The sequence below is a fragment of the Bradyrhizobium iriomotense genome (assembly GCF_030160715.1).
GTDB lineage: Bacteria > Pseudomonadota > Alphaproteobacteria > Rhizobiales > Xanthobacteraceae > Bradyrhizobium > Bradyrhizobium iriomotense.
Genome location: NZ_BSOW01000001.1, coordinates 66,013 through 82,303 on the forward strand (window position 1 = coordinate 66,013; position 16,291 = coordinate 82,303).

At 64.7% G+C, this 16,291-nt stretch carries 16 protein-coding genes and 1 tRNA gene; 10 read left to right on the forward strand and 7 right to left on the reverse strand.

Features of this window, described 5'->3' with window-relative positions; translation table 11 throughout:
• The first annotated feature begins 10 nt into the window (after positions 1 to 10).
• The gene (locus QQL28_RS00320; RefSeq protein ID WP_284260046.1) at positions 11 to 358 is read left to right on the forward strand and encodes a RidA family protein; all 348 of its coding nucleotides are present in this window, start codon (positions 11 to 13) and stop codon (positions 356 to 358) included.
• A gap of 3 nt (positions 359 to 361) precedes the next feature.
• On the opposite strand, the gene QQL28_RS00325 is transcribed toward QQL28_RS00320, so the two are convergent.
• The 3 genes from QQL28_RS00325 to QQL28_RS00335 form a co-directional block, all read right to left on the reverse strand.
• Positions 362 to 1,399: an LLM class flavin-dependent oxidoreductase gene (locus QQL28_RS00325; protein ID WP_284260047.1), complete on the reverse strand. Its 1,038-nt coding sequence runs from the start codon at positions 1,397 to 1,399 to the stop codon at positions 362 to 364.
• A gap of 128 nt (positions 1,400 to 1,527) precedes the next feature.
• Positions 1,528 to 1,773, reverse strand: a complete 246-nt coding sequence (locus QQL28_RS00330; RefSeq protein WP_284260048.1) for a hypothetical protein — start codon at positions 1,771 to 1,773, stop codon at positions 1,528 to 1,530.
• A 60-nt stretch (positions 1,774 to 1,833) separates the two neighbouring features.
• On the reverse strand, positions 1,834 to 3,897 hold the full coding sequence (locus tag QQL28_RS00335; protein WP_284260049.1) for an ATP-dependent helicase: 2,064 nt from the start codon (positions 3,895 to 3,897) through the stop codon (positions 1,834 to 1,836).
• A 129-nt stretch (positions 3,898 to 4,026) separates the two neighbouring features.
• Here QQL28_RS00335 and QQL28_RS00340 point away from each other — a divergent pair, with 129 nt between their 5' ends.
• Complete coding sequence (locus QQL28_RS00340; RefSeq protein ID WP_284260050.1) at positions 4,027 to 4,629, forward strand: TMEM175 family protein; 603 nt, start codon at positions 4,027 to 4,029, stop codon at positions 4,627 to 4,629.
• Positions 4,630 to 4,644: 15 nt separating this feature from the next.
• Here QQL28_RS00340 and QQL28_RS00345 read toward each other — a convergent pair whose 3' ends face one another.
• Positions 4,645 to 5,031 carry a YciI family protein gene (locus QQL28_RS00345; RefSeq protein WP_284260051.1) on the reverse strand — a complete coding sequence of 129 codons (387 nt, stop codon included), beginning with the start codon at positions 5,029 to 5,031 and terminating at the stop codon, positions 4,645 to 4,647.
• A 208-nt stretch (positions 5,032 to 5,239) separates the two neighbouring features.
• Here QQL28_RS00345 and QQL28_RS00350 point away from each other — a divergent pair, with 208 nt between their 5' ends.
• Positions 5,240 to 5,419, forward strand: coding sequence for a hypothetical protein (locus tag QQL28_RS00350; protein ID WP_284260052.1), 180 nt, complete (start codon positions 5,240 to 5,242; stop codon positions 5,417 to 5,419).
• 32 nt (positions 5,420 to 5,451) lie between these two features.
• Here QQL28_RS00350 and QQL28_RS00355 read toward each other — a convergent pair whose 3' ends face one another.
• Positions 5,452 to 6,165: a substrate-binding periplasmic protein gene (locus QQL28_RS00355; RefSeq protein ID WP_284260053.1), complete on the reverse strand. Its 714-nt coding sequence runs from the start codon at positions 6,163 to 6,165 to the stop codon at positions 5,452 to 5,454.
• Between the two features lie 338 nt (positions 6,166 to 6,503).
• On the opposite strand from QQL28_RS00355, the gene QQL28_RS00360 reads away from it, so the two are divergent.
• Positions 6,504 to 8,900: an ATP-binding protein gene (locus tag QQL28_RS00360; RefSeq protein ID WP_284260054.1), complete on the forward strand. Its 2,397-nt coding sequence runs from the start codon at positions 6,504 to 6,506 to the stop codon at positions 8,898 to 8,900.
• Between the two features lie 320 nt (positions 8,901 to 9,220).
• Positions 9,221 to 9,294: transfer RNA gene (locus QQL28_RS00365), tRNA-Gly, on the forward strand.
• A gap of 697 nt (positions 9,295 to 9,991) precedes the next feature.
• Here QQL28_RS00365 and QQL28_RS00370 read toward each other — a convergent pair.
• Complete coding sequence (locus QQL28_RS00370) at positions 9,992 to 10,207, reverse strand: hypothetical protein (RefSeq protein ID WP_284260055.1); 216 nt, start codon at positions 10,205 to 10,207, stop codon at positions 9,992 to 9,994.
• A gap of 60 nt (positions 10,208 to 10,267) precedes the next feature.
• Positions 10,268 to 10,639, reverse strand: a complete 372-nt coding sequence (locus QQL28_RS00375; RefSeq protein WP_284260056.1) for a response regulator — start codon at positions 10,637 to 10,639, stop codon at positions 10,268 to 10,270.
• A gap of 119 nt (positions 10,640 to 10,758) precedes the next feature.
• Between QQL28_RS00375 and QQL28_RS00380 the strand changes: the two genes are divergently transcribed.
• The 5 genes from QQL28_RS00380 (at position 10,759) to QQL28_RS00400 (ending at position 16,282) form a co-directional block, all read left to right on the forward strand.
• Positions 10,759 to 11,766: a chemotaxis protein CheB gene (locus QQL28_RS00380; RefSeq protein ID WP_284260057.1), complete on the forward strand. Its 1,008-nt coding sequence runs from the start codon at positions 10,759 to 10,761 to the stop codon at positions 11,764 to 11,766.
• Positions 11,767 to 11,775: 9 nt separating this feature from the next.
• On the forward strand, positions 11,776 to 12,057 hold the full coding sequence (locus tag QQL28_RS00385) for a hypothetical protein (RefSeq protein ID WP_284260058.1): 282 nt from the start codon (positions 11,776 to 11,778) through the stop codon (positions 12,055 to 12,057).
• Between the two features lie 35 nt (positions 12,058 to 12,092).
• Positions 12,093 to 12,284: a hypothetical protein gene (locus tag QQL28_RS00390; RefSeq protein ID WP_284260059.1), complete on the forward strand. Its 192-nt coding sequence runs from the start codon at positions 12,093 to 12,095 to the stop codon at positions 12,282 to 12,284.
• 84 nt (positions 12,285 to 12,368) lie between these two features.
• The gene (locus QQL28_RS00395) at positions 12,369 to 15,536 is read left to right on the forward strand and encodes a CheR family methyltransferase (protein WP_284260060.1); all 3,168 of its coding nucleotides are present in this window, start codon (positions 12,369 to 12,371) and stop codon (positions 15,534 to 15,536) included.
• Positions 15,536 to 16,282: a Crp/Fnr family transcriptional regulator gene (locus tag QQL28_RS00400; RefSeq protein ID WP_284260061.1), complete on the forward strand. Its 747-nt coding sequence runs from the start codon at positions 15,536 to 15,538 to the stop codon at positions 16,280 to 16,282. The genes QQL28_RS00395 and QQL28_RS00400 overlap by 1 nt, the downstream gene beginning before the upstream one ends.
• Positions 16,283 to 16,291: the final 9 nt, after the last annotated feature.

Consider the following 16,291-nt stretch of genomic DNA (forward strand, 5'->3'; position numbering starts at 1 on the left):
AAGGGGACTCATGACCATCACCCGTAACATCCGCACGCCGATCATGCACCGCGCCGTCGAGGCCAACGGCTTTGTGTTCGTCGGCGGTACGATCGCCGACGACACCAGCGTGTCGATGGGCGAGCAGACCCGCAACATCCTCGGCAAGATCGCAGGCTATCTGAAGGAGGTGGGCAGCGATGCCTCCCGCATCGTCAGCGCCTCGATCTTCGTGACCGATCTGTCGAAGAAGAAGGAGATGGATGCGGTCTGGACCGAGTTCTTCGGCGACAATCTGCCGGCGCGTGCAACCGTCGGCGTCGCCGATCTCGGCGGCAGCGCCCTGATCGAGGTCGTCGTCACCGCACTCAAAGGCTGAGGGTCAGCCCTCAGCCATCATCTCGCGGACCATCGGGATCACCCGGCTGCCGTAGAGCTCGATGCTGCGCATCAGCTTCTCATGGGGCAGGGGGCCCGCGGAATATTTGAGCTGGAAGCGCGAGATGCCGAGCGCCTTTGCGGTCGCGGCGATCTTGCGCGCGACCGTCTCGGGCGAGCCGACATAGAGCGAGCCGTGATCGGCTTCGTGCACGAACTCTTCGCGGCCCATCGGCGGCCAGCCGCGTTCCCTGCCGATGCGATCGCGCATGGTCTTGTAGTCGCTCCACAGCTCCTCGCGCGCCTGTGCGTCGGTCGCGGCGACGTAGCCGGGCGAGTGCACGCCGATCGGCTTCACCGCGCGGCCGAACTCCTTGTAGGCGCGGTGATAGAGTTCGACGTAAGGCGAAAAGCGCTTGGGATCGCCGCCGATGATCGCGAGCATCAAGGGCAGATCGTAATGCGCGGCGCGCACCACCGATTCCGGGCTGCCGCCGACGCCGATCCAGGTCTTGAGCTGGCCGTGCTCGACCGGCGGATAGACGAGCTGGTTCTTCAGCGGCGGTCGCAGCTTGCCTTCCCAGGTGACCGGCTTCTGGGAGAGAAGTGCGGCGAATAGGTCGAGTTTTTCCTCGAACAGCTCCTCGTAACGGCGCAGGTCGAAGCCGAACAGCGGGAAGGACTCCGTGAACGAGCCGCGTCCGAGGATCACCTCGGCGCGCCCGTTCGACAGCGAATCCAGTGTCGCAAAGCGCTGGAACACGCGGATGGGGTCGTCCGAGGAGAGCACCGTCACGGCGGAGCCGAGATGGATGCGCTTGGTGCGGGCCGCAATTGCCGCGAGCGCGACTTCCGGCGATGAGATCGCGAAATCGGCGCGGTGATGCTCGCCGAGCCCGATGAAGTCGATGCCGAGCTCGTCCGCCAGCACGGCCTCCTCGACGACGTTGCGGATCACCTGCGCATGCGGCAGCGGTGCGCCGCTTGCGTCCTTGGTGACGTCGCCAAAGGTATCCAGTCCGAATTCGAGCGGTGCGGTCATTGATCGGGTCTCTTGGGAAAGCACGCCGATATCTAATCGCCGGCTTTACCGTCACAAGACCGCTTCAGGAAATGCACGGTTTCCGTTTCGCCACCACCGATTCTGCCGATCGCCGTGGCGGGCCCGTATCAAGGCACGAATTTTTCCGTCATCGCCTCGGGCGCGCGCGCCTGGAGAACGCGGCGCTTCAACTGCTTCAGCTCCTTGATTTCGGCGACGATGGCCTCGACGGCCCGCTTCTGCTGCTGGCGCAGCGTGCGTTGGTCCTTGACGGGAAGGGGCCTCTTGCCCTTCGACGACTGGATCACCTCGCGTGCGAGCTTCCGCAGCGTGTCGAGCTCCGCCTTGATCGCGTTCCTTCCTGCTGTCGTCATCTCCATGCTCCCTTGGAATTTGTGCTCGGAATTCGTGAGGCTTCGTGCGCGTGTCCTGCATTAGCGCCACATGCCCCGCATCCTGGCTCCGATATCGATCTTCGGCCCCTGCGCCGCGGTCCGCGCCGTGCCGGCTTGTGCCTTCGGCCAGGTCGTCCGCTCGAACAGCGGCACCAGCGCTTCCGGAATGAAGCGGGTGCGCGAGGCGTAGACGTGCCGGTCGCCCGAGGCGGCCTGACCGTGGGTGAAAAAACGCTGCGGCACGACCAAATGCAAGTCGTCCTTGGCACGGGTCATCGCAACGTAGAGCAGGCGGCGCTCCTCCTCCAGCTCGGCGCTCGTGCCGGCGCCGAGATCGGACGGCATGCAGCCGTCGACGACGTTGAGCAGGAATACCGACTTCCATTCCTGGCCCTTGGCGGAGTGAATGGTGGAGAGGATCAGATAGTCCTCGTCGAGTAGGGGAACGCCGGCCTGGTCGGACGTCGCATCCGGCGGATCGAGCGTAAGCTCGGTGAGGAATTTTTCGCGCGAGACATAGCCGCTCGCGATCTGCTCGAGCTGCACGAGATCGGCGCGGCGCGTCTCGGCATCCTCGTGGATGCGGTCGAGATGCGGCTCGTACCAGAGTCGCGCGCGCTCGAGATCGGCCGGCCATTCGGAATAGCTGAGGTTCTCGACCGTGCGGGTGAAGGCGGTCCAGTCCTCGCCGGTACGCGGCGGCGCGGGAAGTTTTGTGAGCGCGGCAAGCGGCGAGGGGCTCTCCGCCATGTGGTCGAGCACGCGCTGCGCGGTTGCAGGTCCGACCCCCGGCAACAGATGCAGGATGCGAAAGCCCGCGACGCGGTCGCGCGGGTTCTCGATGAAGCGCAGCAGCGCGAGCATGTCCTTGACATGGGCGGCGTCGAGGAATTTCAGCCCGCCGAACTTGACGAAGGGGATGTTGCGGCGAGTGAGTTCGATTTCCAGCGGGCCGGAGTGCGAGGAGGTGCGGAACAGCACTGCCTGGTGCTTGAGCAGCGATCCCTGCTCGCGATTGGCCAGGACCTGCTCGACGATGTAGCGCGCCTGCTCGGCCTCGTCGCGCACGGCGACGAGCTGCGGCTTGTGCGAGGAGGTGCGGTCGGTCCAGAGGTTCTTGGTGAAGCGCTCGCGTGCAAGGCCGATCACGCCATTGGCGGCCGCCAGCACCGGCTGCGTCGAGCGGTAGTTGCGGTCGAGCGTAATGATCTCGGCGCGCGGCGAAAAACTTTGCGGGAACTCGAGGATGTTGCGCACGGTGGCGGCGCGGAAGGAATAGATCGACTGCGCATCGTCGCCGACCACGGTGAGGCCGCGGCCTTCCGGCTTCAGCGCCAGCAGGATGGTGGATTGCAGGCGGTTGGTGTCCTGATATTCGTCGACCAGCACGTGATCGAAGCGGCCGCCGATCTCTTCCGCGATCAGCGCGTCGCTCATCATCTGCGACCAATAGAGCAGGAGGTCGTCGTAATCGAGCACGTGCTGCGCCTGCTTGGCCTCGACATAGGCCGCGAATAGCCGCTTCAGCTCGGAAGCCCAGCCCGCGCACCACGGATAATGCTGGCCGAGCACCTTCTCGATCTCCATCTCGGCATTGACGCAGCGGGAATAGATCGACAGGCAGGTGCCCTTGGCGGGAAAACGGCTTTCGGTCCGCGACAATCCGCAGTCGTGCCGGACCAGATTCATCAGGTCGGCGGAATCCTCGCGGTCGTGGATGGTGAAGGCGGGATCGACGCCGATCCGCTCGGCATATTCGCGCAACAGCCGCGCGCCGATGCCGTGGAAGGTTCCTGCCCAGCTCAAGGCGTCGCGCATGATGGCGGCGTTGTTCTCGCCCAGCACCTTTCTGGCGATACGCTCCACGCGAGCCGCCATCTCGGCTGCGGCGCGTCGCGAAAACGTCATCAGCAGGATCCGGCGCGGATCGGCGCCCGCGACGATCAGATGGGCGACCCGGTGGGCCAGCGTGTTGGTCTTGCCGGAGCCGGCTCCGGCAATGACGAGGAGAGGGCCGGCCACGGTGCTGTCATCAGCCACGCCATGCTCGACGGCGCGGCGCTGCTCGGCATTCAGCGTGTCCAGATATGTCGCAGCCGCCACGAATCGCCCCAGTGAAAGCCGCAGATTCTGCGATCCCGAGGCGATCCGCAATGCGGCTGGACGGGGGGCGCGTTAGGATTTAGGGGACAGGACGGGGCCTCGAGTTCCAGCCCCGAGAGGGGTGCGCAGATGACCGACGTCACGACCGACCTCAGGACGGACCAGTTCGAGATGCGCCGGCTGGAATCGCTGAGCAACACCATCTTCGGCGTGGCGATGACGCTGCTCGCCAACGACCTGCCCAAGGCCGGTGAGTTCAAGGAGATGCCGACCTGGCACGATCTCGGCCAGCTCTATTCCGGCCGTATCGGCGGCCTGATCCTGAGCTTCATCATCGCGGGGGTGTTCTGGATCAGCCATCACCGCCGGCTTGCGCGCCAGCCGGAGGCCGGCCGCGACGTGGTGCTGCTCAATCTGATATTCCTGCTGTCGATCATCCTGCTGCCGGTGACCAACGGGCTCTATACCAACTACAACATGAGCAATGCGGTTGCCGTCCTCTACGGCCTGCATCTCACCGTGATCGCCGGCCTCAATGCCTGGCTTTGGTGGCTGGTGTTCGGCGGCTGGCGCCATGAATTCGTCGCGGCGCTGTTTCCGCTCGTCGTATTCCTGCCCGGCACGGCGGTGGCGGCGGTCGCGCCGCAATACGCGGCCTATGTCTGGTTTCTCGCTTTCGGGGCACTCCTGATCCGCCGCCTCGCCAGCGCGCCGCCGGCAAGTGATGCTTAGTGGCGGCGTGCTCGCTCAAGTCTCGGCGGCCGTCGCGCCAAACCCATCGGCCGGCAGGAAAAGCTTGATCGGGCGGATCTCGTAGACCGCGCTCGGATTGACCTTGCGCAGCTCCCGCGCGGCCGCGATCGCTCCGGCCTCGTCTGGAAACTCCATGATGTAGAAGCCGAGGAGCTGCTCCTTGGTCTCGGCAAAGGGGCCATCCAGCACTATCCCTGCGCCGGGGCCGCGCAGCGTGCGCGCCTTGGCGGTGCCGTCGAGCCGGGCCGTCGGCCCGAAATGTCCCTTGGCTTTCAAGGGTTCTCGGACCTTGCGAAGCCCCGCCATGACGGCGGCATCCTCGTCTTTCGTCCAGGACATGACCTCGCTTTCCACGTGATAGGCCAGGATGGCGTAGAGCATCGTCACCTCGCTTGTTTTGCACCTTTGCCGGTTCGAAGGACGTATGACGGCCGATGAGTCCGACAATCGCCGATCAGGAAATATTGCGTGATCACGCGGGCAGCGAAACCGTCTTGAAACCCGATTGTCCGGCTTCGCCTTGAACGTGGGTTCCCGCGATCGCGACTGATGGCGACGAAGAACACGACAGGCAGCGGCGGAGGCGGCAATGTCAGCTCGGACCATCAAGATCATCAGCGATGCGCGGCGCGCGCCGCCGTCAGAACCGGCAGATCTTCACGACGATGCCGGTCACCATCGCTACTACGGCAGCTCGATCCTGAACGGCGGCGAGCCGATCGTCGAGAGCCGTCGCGGCAAGCGGCCGCGCAACGTCTGCGGATTCTAAAGCTAGATCCGGAAAAGTATGAGCCTCAGCGGTCAGGATTCGCTCAGCACCTGCTTGACGAGCTCCGCGCGCAATCTGGCGAGCTCGCCGCTTGCGGTCATCTCCTCGATCACCTTTCCGACCTTGGGCACGAGGTCGCGGTGGCGCTCGTGCAGATAGTGGTAGATGTCGATACGTTCGAGCGGCGGCGAAAGCGGATAGACCCGTGCCTGCAGGTTCAGCTTGCGCACCGCGGCGAGCCCGCTGAAAAGGTCGGTGACGATCACGTCGAAGCGATCGGCGTCCAGCATCTGGATAAGGCTCTCCAGGTTCGTGGTCGCAGTGACGCGCCCAAATCCTTGCGTGCCGTTCTCCGAGGAGCCGACGCCGCGCACGATGCCGATGCTGTAGTCCTTGATGGAATCCCAGCCGGCGACATCGAAACGAAGCTTCGTCGTGAAGACCGCAGGCTCGATATAGTTGATCGCGGGCGAGACCCGGACCAGCGTCGGGTAGTCTTTGGACAGCGTGCCGATGCGCTGGATCTCGCCATCGAGCTCGCCGGCGCTCGATAGCGCGAGGGCCCGCTTGCCGGGCACGTCCTCGAATTCGAGCTTGATGTTCAGCCGGGCATAGACCGCGCGCAGCATCTCGCCGCCGACATACTGGTCGGGGATGTTGGCAATCCGCGCCAGCCGGATGACGGACTGCGCCTGCGAAGGGTAAGCGAACAGCAGCAGCGCGCCGACCAGACCTATCCGCCACATGATGCGTCTCCCCGCTCGCCCTGCTGCCACCGAATTCAGGAATCGGTACGATCTACCGCAGATGGTGATTGCGTCCCCGCGAATCACCGCGGCCATCGGCCGCCTGGAACGCGGCCGACTTCCGCACTTTCACCGGTGTCATTTTAGCACGCACGGTGCTAATTTGTGCAGGCGTCCCGCGGCTGGGCGCAAAAATTGCCCCCCACAGACGATGAATCGTCCAGGATATGGCAGGGAGGCTGCGCGAGCGGGTCTGGTCTTCCAGGGGAGGTCGAACTGTCGGACTGCTGGCGGCCGCCGTGGGCCGACGCAGGATCGCCGCCATCTCGGGGGAGTGCATGGGCAACGCAGGTGAGCACGATCCCAATCGCGGCCGCGCGATCGCGCCGGCGGCTGCGAATGAGGATCTGCCGCGAATCGGGGGGGCGATCGGGTTCCTGCTGCCCCGCGTCTTCTCCTGGTTCCGCAGCGGCATCGGCCTGCGCCTGCTTGCCGCCGTTCTCCTGTTCTCCTCGATCGTGACTCTGACCCTGACCGCGCTTCAGCTTTATCTGGATTACCATCGCGAGGTCGCCATCATCGAGACACGGCTCAACGAGATCGGCCGCAGCTATCTCGGCAGCCTTGGCGAAAGCCTGTGGAGTCTCGACAGGAACCAGCTCGAGCTCCAGCTCAACGGCATCCTTCGGCTGCCGGACATCCAGGCTGTCGAGATTCGCGAATTCGCCGATCGCCCCAATCCGCTTCGGGTAGTGGTCGGCGACAGCGGCGGCCGCTCGGTCGTGGCCCGCGACTATCCGATCGACTACGTCTCGCAAGGCGAGAAGCACAGGATCGGCACGCTGCATGTCGAGGCGACGCTGACCGACGTCTACAGGCAATTGCTGAACCGTGCCCTGATCATCCTGGCGAGCCAGGCGGCAAAGACGTTCCTCGTCTCGCTCTTCATTATTTACATGTTCCATCTGCTGGTCACCCGGCACCTCGTCGCCATCGCCGAGTTCGTCAGCAAATTCACGCTGGCGCGGCAGCAGCCGCCGTTGCACCTGGAGCGCGGGCCGTCGCACGAGCTCGACGAGCTCGACAAGGTGATCGACGCATTCAACGCCATGTGCTCGAGCCTGCAGCGTGCGTATGGCGATCTGCGGCTCGCCAACGTCAACCTCGAACGCGATCTCCAGGTCCGGCGGCGTGCCGAGGATGATGCGCGGCGCAGCGAGCAGCGCTTCCGCGACTACGCGGAAACCGCGTCCGACTGGTTCTGGGAGACCGGGCCGGATCACGTGTTCACCTATATCTCGGATCGCGCGGGCTCCTTCGGGATGCTGCGTGATCGCGTGGTCGGCAGGCGGCGTCCCGACGGCGCAATCGATCTGGAGACCGAGCCGCAGAAATGGCGCGACCACATGGCGGCGCTGGAGCGCCACGAGCCGTTCCGCAAGTTCGAGTATCGCGGCCGCGATGCCGCCGGACGTATCAGGCATTTCAGCGTCAACGGCCGCCCGGTGTTCGACGCTGACGGCCGCTTCCTGGGCTATCGCGGCTCGACCACCGACCTCACCGAACAGCACGAGACCGAGGAGCGGCTGCGGCAATCGCAGAAGATGGACGCGATCGGCCAGCTCACCGGCGGCGTCGCGCATGATTTCAACAACGTGCTGACGGTCATCACCGGGACCATCGAGATCCTGCAGGAAGGTCTTGCCGACAAGCCGCAGCTTGCCGCAATCGCGCAGCTGATCGACGAGGCAGCGACGCGCGGCGCCGAGATCACTTCTCAGCTTCTGACCTTCGCGCGGCGCCAGCCGCTCGATCCGCGAGAGATCGACGTCAACGGCCTCGTGGTCGAGACCGCGCGGCTGCTCAATCCGATCCTCGGCGAGCACATCGAGATCAACGCCGAGCTCGCCGACGATGCGTGGTTCGCGATGGCCGATCCCTCACAGCTTTCCTCGGCGATCGTCAATCTCGCCGTCAACGCGCGCGATGCCATGCCGGGCGGCGGCAAGCTCACGCTTCAGACCGCCAATCGCGTGCTCGACGGCGCGGGCGAGTCCGGCGATCGCGAGATGGAGCCGGGCGAGTTCGTGATGATCGCGGTCGCCGATACCGGTCATGGCATCCCGACCGACATCCGCGACCGCGTGTTCGAGCCGTTCTTCACCACCAAGGGCGTCGGCCGGGGCACCGGGCTCGGGCTCAGCATGGTCTACGGCTTCGCCAAGCAGACCGGCGGCACGGTCGTGATCGAGAGCGAGGAAGGTCGCGGCACGGTGGTGAGGCTGTTTCTGCCGCGCTCGATCGGTCGGACGGCGAGCCCGGCCGGGCCCGTGGCGGCGCCCAGCCCGGCGCGCGGACACGAGACGATCCTGGTGGTCGAGGACGATCCGCTGGTGCAGGGCTATGTGATCGCCCAGCTCGGCAGTCTCGGCTATCGGACGCTGGTTGCCAGCGATGGTGCGGCCGCGCTCGCGCTGGTGGGGCAGGGCGTCAAGTTCGATCTCTTGTTCACCGACATCATCATGCCCGGCGGCATGAACGGACGTGAATTGGCGGAGGCGATCCGCGAGCGACGTCCGGATGTGAGGGTGCTCTACACGTCAGGCTATACCGACGACGCCATCGTGCATGAGGGCCACCTCGATCCCGGTGTGGCGCTGCTGAGAAAACCCTATCGGAAGTCGGAACTGTCGCAGAAGATCCGCGAAGTGCTGACGGGCAGCCTGCCGTATTGATCCCGCGAGGAGCGCAAAAGACCAGTATGTGCGCGAAAAAGGAAAGGCGCGGCGGGGAAGACCCCGTCGCGCCCGATCTGTTGTCTCGCTGGTCCAGGGCTGAGAGCGCCCCGTTGCCAGGCTTTTCGTCAAAGCCTAGCGGGCGATCCCAGCGAGGTGACAGCGCTTGAGATAAGACACTGGATCACCTCCTTTCGTTGGTTTCGGGAGACTCAATATAAGTCGAGACCGCGCGACGGAACAGGGCCTGTTCGCAATGCCCAAAAGGCGGGGTCTGGACGGTTGAGGAGCCCCGCGCGCCGTGTTAGGTGATCCTCGATGCGGGTGTAGCTCAATGGTAGAGCAGCAGCCTTCCAAGCTGAATACGAGGGTTCGATTCCCTTCACCCGCTCCAATGATTTCAATGACTTAGCGGGCCAGGAGCGCTTCGTTCCGGCAAGCCGCGCAGTCTCATTCCGGCAAATTTTGCTTTGGCTTGCGGCGTGCTTCGCTGTCCAAAGACAAAGAAGCAGTCGCGTTTCGGATTTCATTCCCTGGTGATGCGAGGCAAGCGTCACGGCCGAGCACATCGCGTTCACCCCTGCATCGACAGGCAGAACATTTTCGCTCCCGGCGGGCTTTGGGCAACGCCCTGGATGGAGAGGTTTTGCCTGCGATCACCGCGATCGCTTCGCGCTACAAGGCGCGAACCGCTTCCATGGCCAGGTGGATCTGGTGACGGCGGAGGAGCTGGCGAAATTCTGGCGGGAATAGCTAAACGCGTAGCGGCGCATCGCTGCCAACTGCTGCGGCGCGGCCTTAGCTCGCGTCCGCGGACAAAAGTAGAAGCGGCCGATTCACATACCCTAATGCGCAGGGCGACCCAGCCTATCACACTGATCGGGCTGGAAAGGGGGCTGCCATGGCGATGGATCGCGTGGAACAGGCCTTCATTGCAACTGCCATTACGGGTTTTCTCGTGATGACGGGCGCAATTGTCTGGATGATGCTGAGCTGAAAGGGCGGGAGGTTATCTTGCGCGTCGCGCTGCCTTACGCCGCGGTTGTTCTATGCCTCGCGGTGACCGCTTGGCTGGCCATCGCTCATCTATTCTAGCTGTCAACTTGCTGTGAGCGCGACGGTCGGACGTTACGTCCGGACGGCTGACCCTCGCTGGGCGGAAGGTCGCGACGTCCCAGCTCGTCACGCAGGCGCAGGCCACTCACGAGGTGATCGCTGTTACGCAGCAGCGCGAGGGCCTCGCGCACCAGCTCGCGCGAAGTCGCCAGCAGCTTGGTGTCCAGCGCGTGGTTGGGTGCGTAGATCATCCAATGTCTTTCCATCTCGTGACGATCGGCGGCGCAAGGGTGATCATGCGCCGTTGCTTGTTAGATCCGCGGATTGTCGATCAGTGCAGTCAGCTTCCGGGCCATCGCCGCAAGGTCGATCGGTTTCTCCAGGAGCAGCACATTCTGGAACTCGGAAATGATTGAGATTCTGTCGTAGCCCGTGGTGAAGACGAACGGCACTTGGCGCGCTCTGAGCTCGCGGGCAATGGGAAAGATCATCCCGGTGCGAAGGTTCACGTCGAGGACTGCGGCGTCGAGGACGCTGCCATCGCGCAGAATTTCGACTGCGTCCTCAAGGTGTCCGACGGGCCCGGCGATCTCGGCACCGAGGGTGCGGAGCGTCTCGCCGATGTCATCGGCGAGGAAATATTCGTCCTCCACCACGAGGATACGGCGGCCTGCAAGCGGCATGCGTTGACGGGACAACGCGGACGATGCGGACATGGTGCCTCCAGCGCTCCCTCCGGGCAGATAGGAACATAAGCCGGGGAGGCGCCTTGGTGCAAACGATGCAAGCGAAGGTCGGTTCCATGAGCAACCACGACATCATCGTCATCGGGGGCTCGGCTGGGGCGACCGCGCCGTTGAAGCAGATCCTGGGCCGCCTGCCGGCGGGCCTGCCAGCTGCCATATTCATTGTGTTGCACATACCGGCGCAGGGCATAGGCATCCTCTCCCAAGTCGCCAGCAGCGCCAGCAAGCTTCCGGTCCGGCAGGCGGAGAACGGAATGAAAATCGAGACCGGCCACGTCTACCTGGCGGCGCCTGACCACCATCTGCTGCTCTCGGCCGATCATGTGGTCCTTGGGCGCGGCCCGCGCGAAAACATGGTGCGGCCGGCGATCGATGCGCTGTTTCGTTCGGCGGCACTGCACCACGGTCCGCGCGTGATCGGCGTGCTCCTGAGCGGCCTGTTGTCCGATGGCTCGGCCGGTCTCAACGCCATCAAGCGCTGCGGCGGGACGACCGTCGTCCAGGATCCTTCGGATGCCATCTCCGAAGAGATGCCAAGACGCGCCATGGAGGCAACCACCATCGATCTCTGCATGCCCGGCGCCGCCGTGGGCGACGTCTTGTCCGATCTCGTCAAAGAACCCGCCGGGCACGCGCTGCCGATCCCGCCGGAGATCAGGCTCGAGGTTGAGATCGCCGCCGGCGACCGGATCGGAAGCGACAGTCTAACCTCGCTTGCCGATCCAGTCGCGCTGACCTGTCCGGCCTGTGGCGGCGTCCTGTCCGAGGTCAAGGGATCGGTCCCGACGCGTTTCCGCTGCCAGGTCGGTCATGCCTATACCGCAGATGCCCTTGCCAGGGAGCAGGAGGGACGCGTGGATGAAGCCATGCGGGTCGCGCTGCGCATCATCGAGGAACGCGCGGAGCTGGTGCAGCGCATGGCTCGCGACGGCAGGCGCAACGGCCGGTCTGCGGTCGCCGAGATGTACGAGGCGCGGGCGGCCGAATATCGCGAAAATGCCGACATGATCCGGCGCGTCGTGCTACAATCGCTCGATCCTCCGGCTCGCAAACGGGAGTCTTAGAGGCATCCCATGGCCCTGTCCCTCGCCGAGTGTACTCAGCAGCTCAACGCCGAGCAGCGTCTTCTCGTCAAGGCCGATCGGGACATCGAAGAGGGCTGGCAGCGGATTCGCGACCAGGAAGACCGGGTGCGCGACCTCACGGCCGGCGGGCACGACACCGGCCAGGCGGAGCGGCTCGTCGAGCTCCTCAAGCAGACCGTGGTCGAGTGGGAGCGCCACCGCACCTTGATCGAGCAGCGGGTCATCTATCTTCGGGAGCAGGTTGATCCGGCGCCGCAGGGCCGCGGCTGACGGGCGGTCTTCTCAGGTTCGCACCGATCTCGAACATGCTCGACGCTGCGGCGCCAGCGATGTTCTCGTCGAGCAGCCGGCACCTGGTTGCGCTGGCGAGCCTGACCAGGGCCGCGAGCTCTTCGGACATTGCATCGCGGGTTCCTGCTGCACCAGCGAAGATGAGCTTCCCGCCGGGACTGGCGACGTTCGGCCACCGGCTGAGCGAGCGCCATTTCTACCATTGACCTGTTGGGGTAACATCAGTTTTTGCTATTTGGAGGGGCTGGGCGCCCGTCGCTCCCGGCCAGCCAATGAGAGCTACCAGAGCCATGAATGAAGTCGGCGACCAGCCGGTCGAGGGAGAGCGTCAGGTCAAGTCCCCGCTGATCATCGGGGTCGGCGCATCGCCCGGCGCCCTGGACAGCATCGAGCGCTTCTTTGCCAAGCTGACCGTGGCGGGCGATCAGGCCATCGTGCTGGCGCTTCAGCATCACGAGGCCTTCGACGAGGCCCGGCTGCGCGAGGCCGTTCGCGGCTCGAACGGCGCCAAGGTCGCCGACATCGGTGACGCCGGGACCATCGAGGGAGGTACGATCTATCTTTGCCCGCCAGCGATGATCACCACGATCCAGGGCGACCGTTTCGCGATCCGCAAGGCCGAGCAGGCACCTGGCGAACGTGCCACGATCGACAGCTTCCTGGTATCGCTCGCCGAAGAGCGCGCCGAGCAGTCTATCGGCGTGATTTTGGCCGGCACCGGCGGTGACGGCACGCTCGGCACCGCCACGCTCAAGGACCACGGTGGTCTTGCCATCGCTGAAAAGACAGCGCCCCCTGAGTCCGAGCATCTGCTCGACGGCAACACGCCCGCTTCCATCGCCGACTACGTGCTGCCGCCCGAGGACATCCCCGAGCACATCCAGGTCTACGCCCGCCATCTGCGGCGCCTCGAGGAGAAGCAGGGCTTCGACGAGGTGCTGGCGGCGGCCGCGACCTCGCTGTCGCGCATCGCCGACATCCTGCGCAACAAGACCGGCAACGATTTCCACGGCTACAAGCAGAACACCTTCCTCCGCCGCGTGCAGCGGCGCATGCAGGTGGTCCAGATCGACGAGATTCCGGCCTATGTCGATTTCCTTCGGCACGACAAGGACGAGGCCCAGCATCTCTTCAACGACCTCCTGATCGGCGTCACCGAGTTCTTCCGCGACAAGCGCGAGTTCGAGGTGCTGGAGAGCCAGATCATCCCGAAGATCTTCGAAGGCAAGAGTGCGGGCCAGCAAGTTCGCATCTGGGTGCTCGGCTGCGCCACCGGCGAGGAGGCCTACTCGATCGGCATCCTCCTGCGCGAGCACATGGCGCGGCTCGATTCCGCGCCGCAGGTCCAGATCTTCGCGACCGACATCGACGGTCGTGCGCTGGCGGCCGCTCGCGTCGGCCGCTACCGCACCACCATCGAGGCAGATATGACCAGTGAGCGCCTGGCGCGCTGGTTCGTCCGCGAGGGCGACACCTATTGCGTGGTGAAGGAATTGCGCGAGATGTGCATCTTCTCGCAGCACAACGTCATCAAGGACGCGCCGTTTTCCAAGCTCGACCTCGTCTCCTGCCGCAACCTCCTCATCTATCTCAATGCCGAATTGCAGAACCGGGTGATCCCGCTGTTCCATTTCGCGCTGCTGCCGGACCGCTATCTTTTTCTCGGCAATTCCGAGAACGTGACGCGGCACCCAAAGCTGTTCGCGCCGATCGATCGCCGCGCCCGCATCTTCAAGAAACTCGAGACCGGAACGCGGCTGCCCCCGGAGTTTCCGATTACGACCACGACGGGCAGGGTGCCGGTCGAGGCGCCACCGGTGCGCTCGTTCGGCCCCGATGTCGGTCTGGAGCGCCGAGCTCAACGCATCGCGGAGCGTTACGCGCCCGCCTATGTCATTACCGATGACAATTTCCAGATCCTGCATTTTTCGGGGCGCACCGGCCGCTACATTGAGCCGACCGCGGGCGCCGCCACGCTCGATTTGCTCCAGCTCGTGCACCGCGATCTCCGGCTCGAATTGCGCACCGCCCTCAGCCGCGCGGCGGAGACCAACGAGGCCGCCCATGCGGAGCAGGTGCAGCTTGGGCTGAACGGCAACCGCGTGCTGGTCGACATCACGGTCGAGCCGATCCAGGACGGCGCCGGCGGCCATCGCAATTTCCTTGTCCTGTTCAAGGACGGCCCCGTCCGGGTGATCGATGTCAATCAGAGCACCCCCAATGCGCTGGTGCGCACCGAGCACGTCGAGCGGCTGGAAAGCGAGCTGCGGGCGACCCGAGAGCGGTTGCAGGCGACCATCGAGGAGCTGGAGAGCACCAACGAGGAGCTGAAATCCTCCAACGAGGAGTACCAGTCCCTCAACGAGGAGCTGCAATCGGCCAATGAGGAGCTCGAAACCTCGCGCGAGGAGTTGCAGTCGGTCAACGAGGAGCTGACTACCGTCAATGGCGAGCTGGCGCACCGGGTGCAGGAGTTGACCCGCGCCACGAGCGATCTGAAGAATTTCCTCGAGAGCACGCAGATTGCGACCGTGTTCCTCGACAACGACCTGCGGGTGATGAATTTCACGCCGACGGTCACGCACGTGCTCCATCTGGTCGAAACCGACGTCGGCCGACCCATCGCCCACATTAAGGCGCGCATCCCGATCGAGGAGCTCTATGACGATGTCCGCCGCGTGCTGCGGACGCTGGCCAGCGCCGAGCGCGAGCTGACCGCGCCGGACAGCGGCACGCGCTACATCGTGCGCATCCTGCCTTATCGCAGCATCGACAATTTCATCGCTGGCGTCGTTATCACCTTCATCGACGTCACCGCGATCACCCGCGCCGAGGAGCGGCAGCGCCTGCTGCTCGCCGAGCTCCAGCATCGTGTCCGCAACACGCTCGGGGTCGTGCGGTCGATCGCGCGCCGCTCCGCGGAATCGAGCACCACCGTCGAGGAATATGCCTCCCATCTCGACGGTCGGCTCAACGCCTTCGCCCGCACCCAGGCACTGGTGACCCGCGATCCCGAAGGCGGCGTCGATCTCGAATATCTCGTTGTCGAGGAGCTTTTGGCCTACAACGCCCGCGAAGGCGAGCAGGTGCGGGTCTCCGGCCCCAAGGCGCGTTTCCAGCCCAAGGCCGCGGAAACCTTTGCGCTCGCCATCCACGAGCTCGCGACCAACGCGCTGAAATACGGAGCCTTGAGCCAGCCCACCGGGCGCATCGAGATCTCCTGGCGCCTGGATGAGACCATCAATCCGGCGGAGCTGGTCTTCGGATGGCGCGAGCGGGGCGGGCCGCAGGTTACGCCGCCGCCGCGCAAAGGCTTTGGCACCGAGCTTCTGGAGCGCACGCTGGCGTTCGAGTTCAAGGGGCAGACGACGATGACGTTCAGCCCTTCGGGGCTCCAATGCACGATCACCATCCCCCTGAGCAAGCGCACGTTCCACACACCGGCGGTGGGTAACTGATGCCCGTGTCGACACTCGATCGAAGCGTGACGGAGCCGATCATCCGCAGGCTGAATGCGCTGCGGACCTTGTCGGCTCAGGCGTCTGCTTCGCTCGAGCACGCTGTCCTCGAAGGGATGCAGCGCGCCGGATCGGGCGAGGATCTGATCTCCGAGGGCGATCCCGTGGACAGCGTTCGCATCGTGCTGTCGGGATGGCTCTGCCGCTACAAGACGCTTGAGGACGGGCGGCGCCAAATCGTGAACTTCATCTTTCCCGGCGAGACCTGCGACGCGCATGCGTTCCTGCTGGCGGTGATGGATCACTCCATCGCGACTCTGACGCCGGTCGTCTATTCCGAAATCAAGCGTGCGCGCTTCGAGACCTTGGTCGCCAGCGACCGTTCGCTCGCGGAGGCGTTCTGGTGCGAGACGCTCGTGAACAGCGCAATCCAGCGCGAATGGGCCATCAATCTCGGCCGCCGTGTCGCGCTGGAACGCGTGGCGCATCTGTTCTGCGAGATCTTCGAGCGGCTTCGTCCGGTCGGGATGATCGACGGCAATTCCTGCATCATGCCGGTGACGCAGATGGATCTGGCCGATGCCACCGGCCTGTCGGTGGTCCATCTCAATCGCACCGTGCAGGAATTGCGCGCCGCCGGCCTGATCGTGCTGCGCGAGCGGACGCTGACCATCAACGATCTCGATGCCCTCAAGGACGCCGCGCTGTTCTCGCCGAGCTATTTGCAACTCTACCGCCGCAAATAGTTGGCGCCC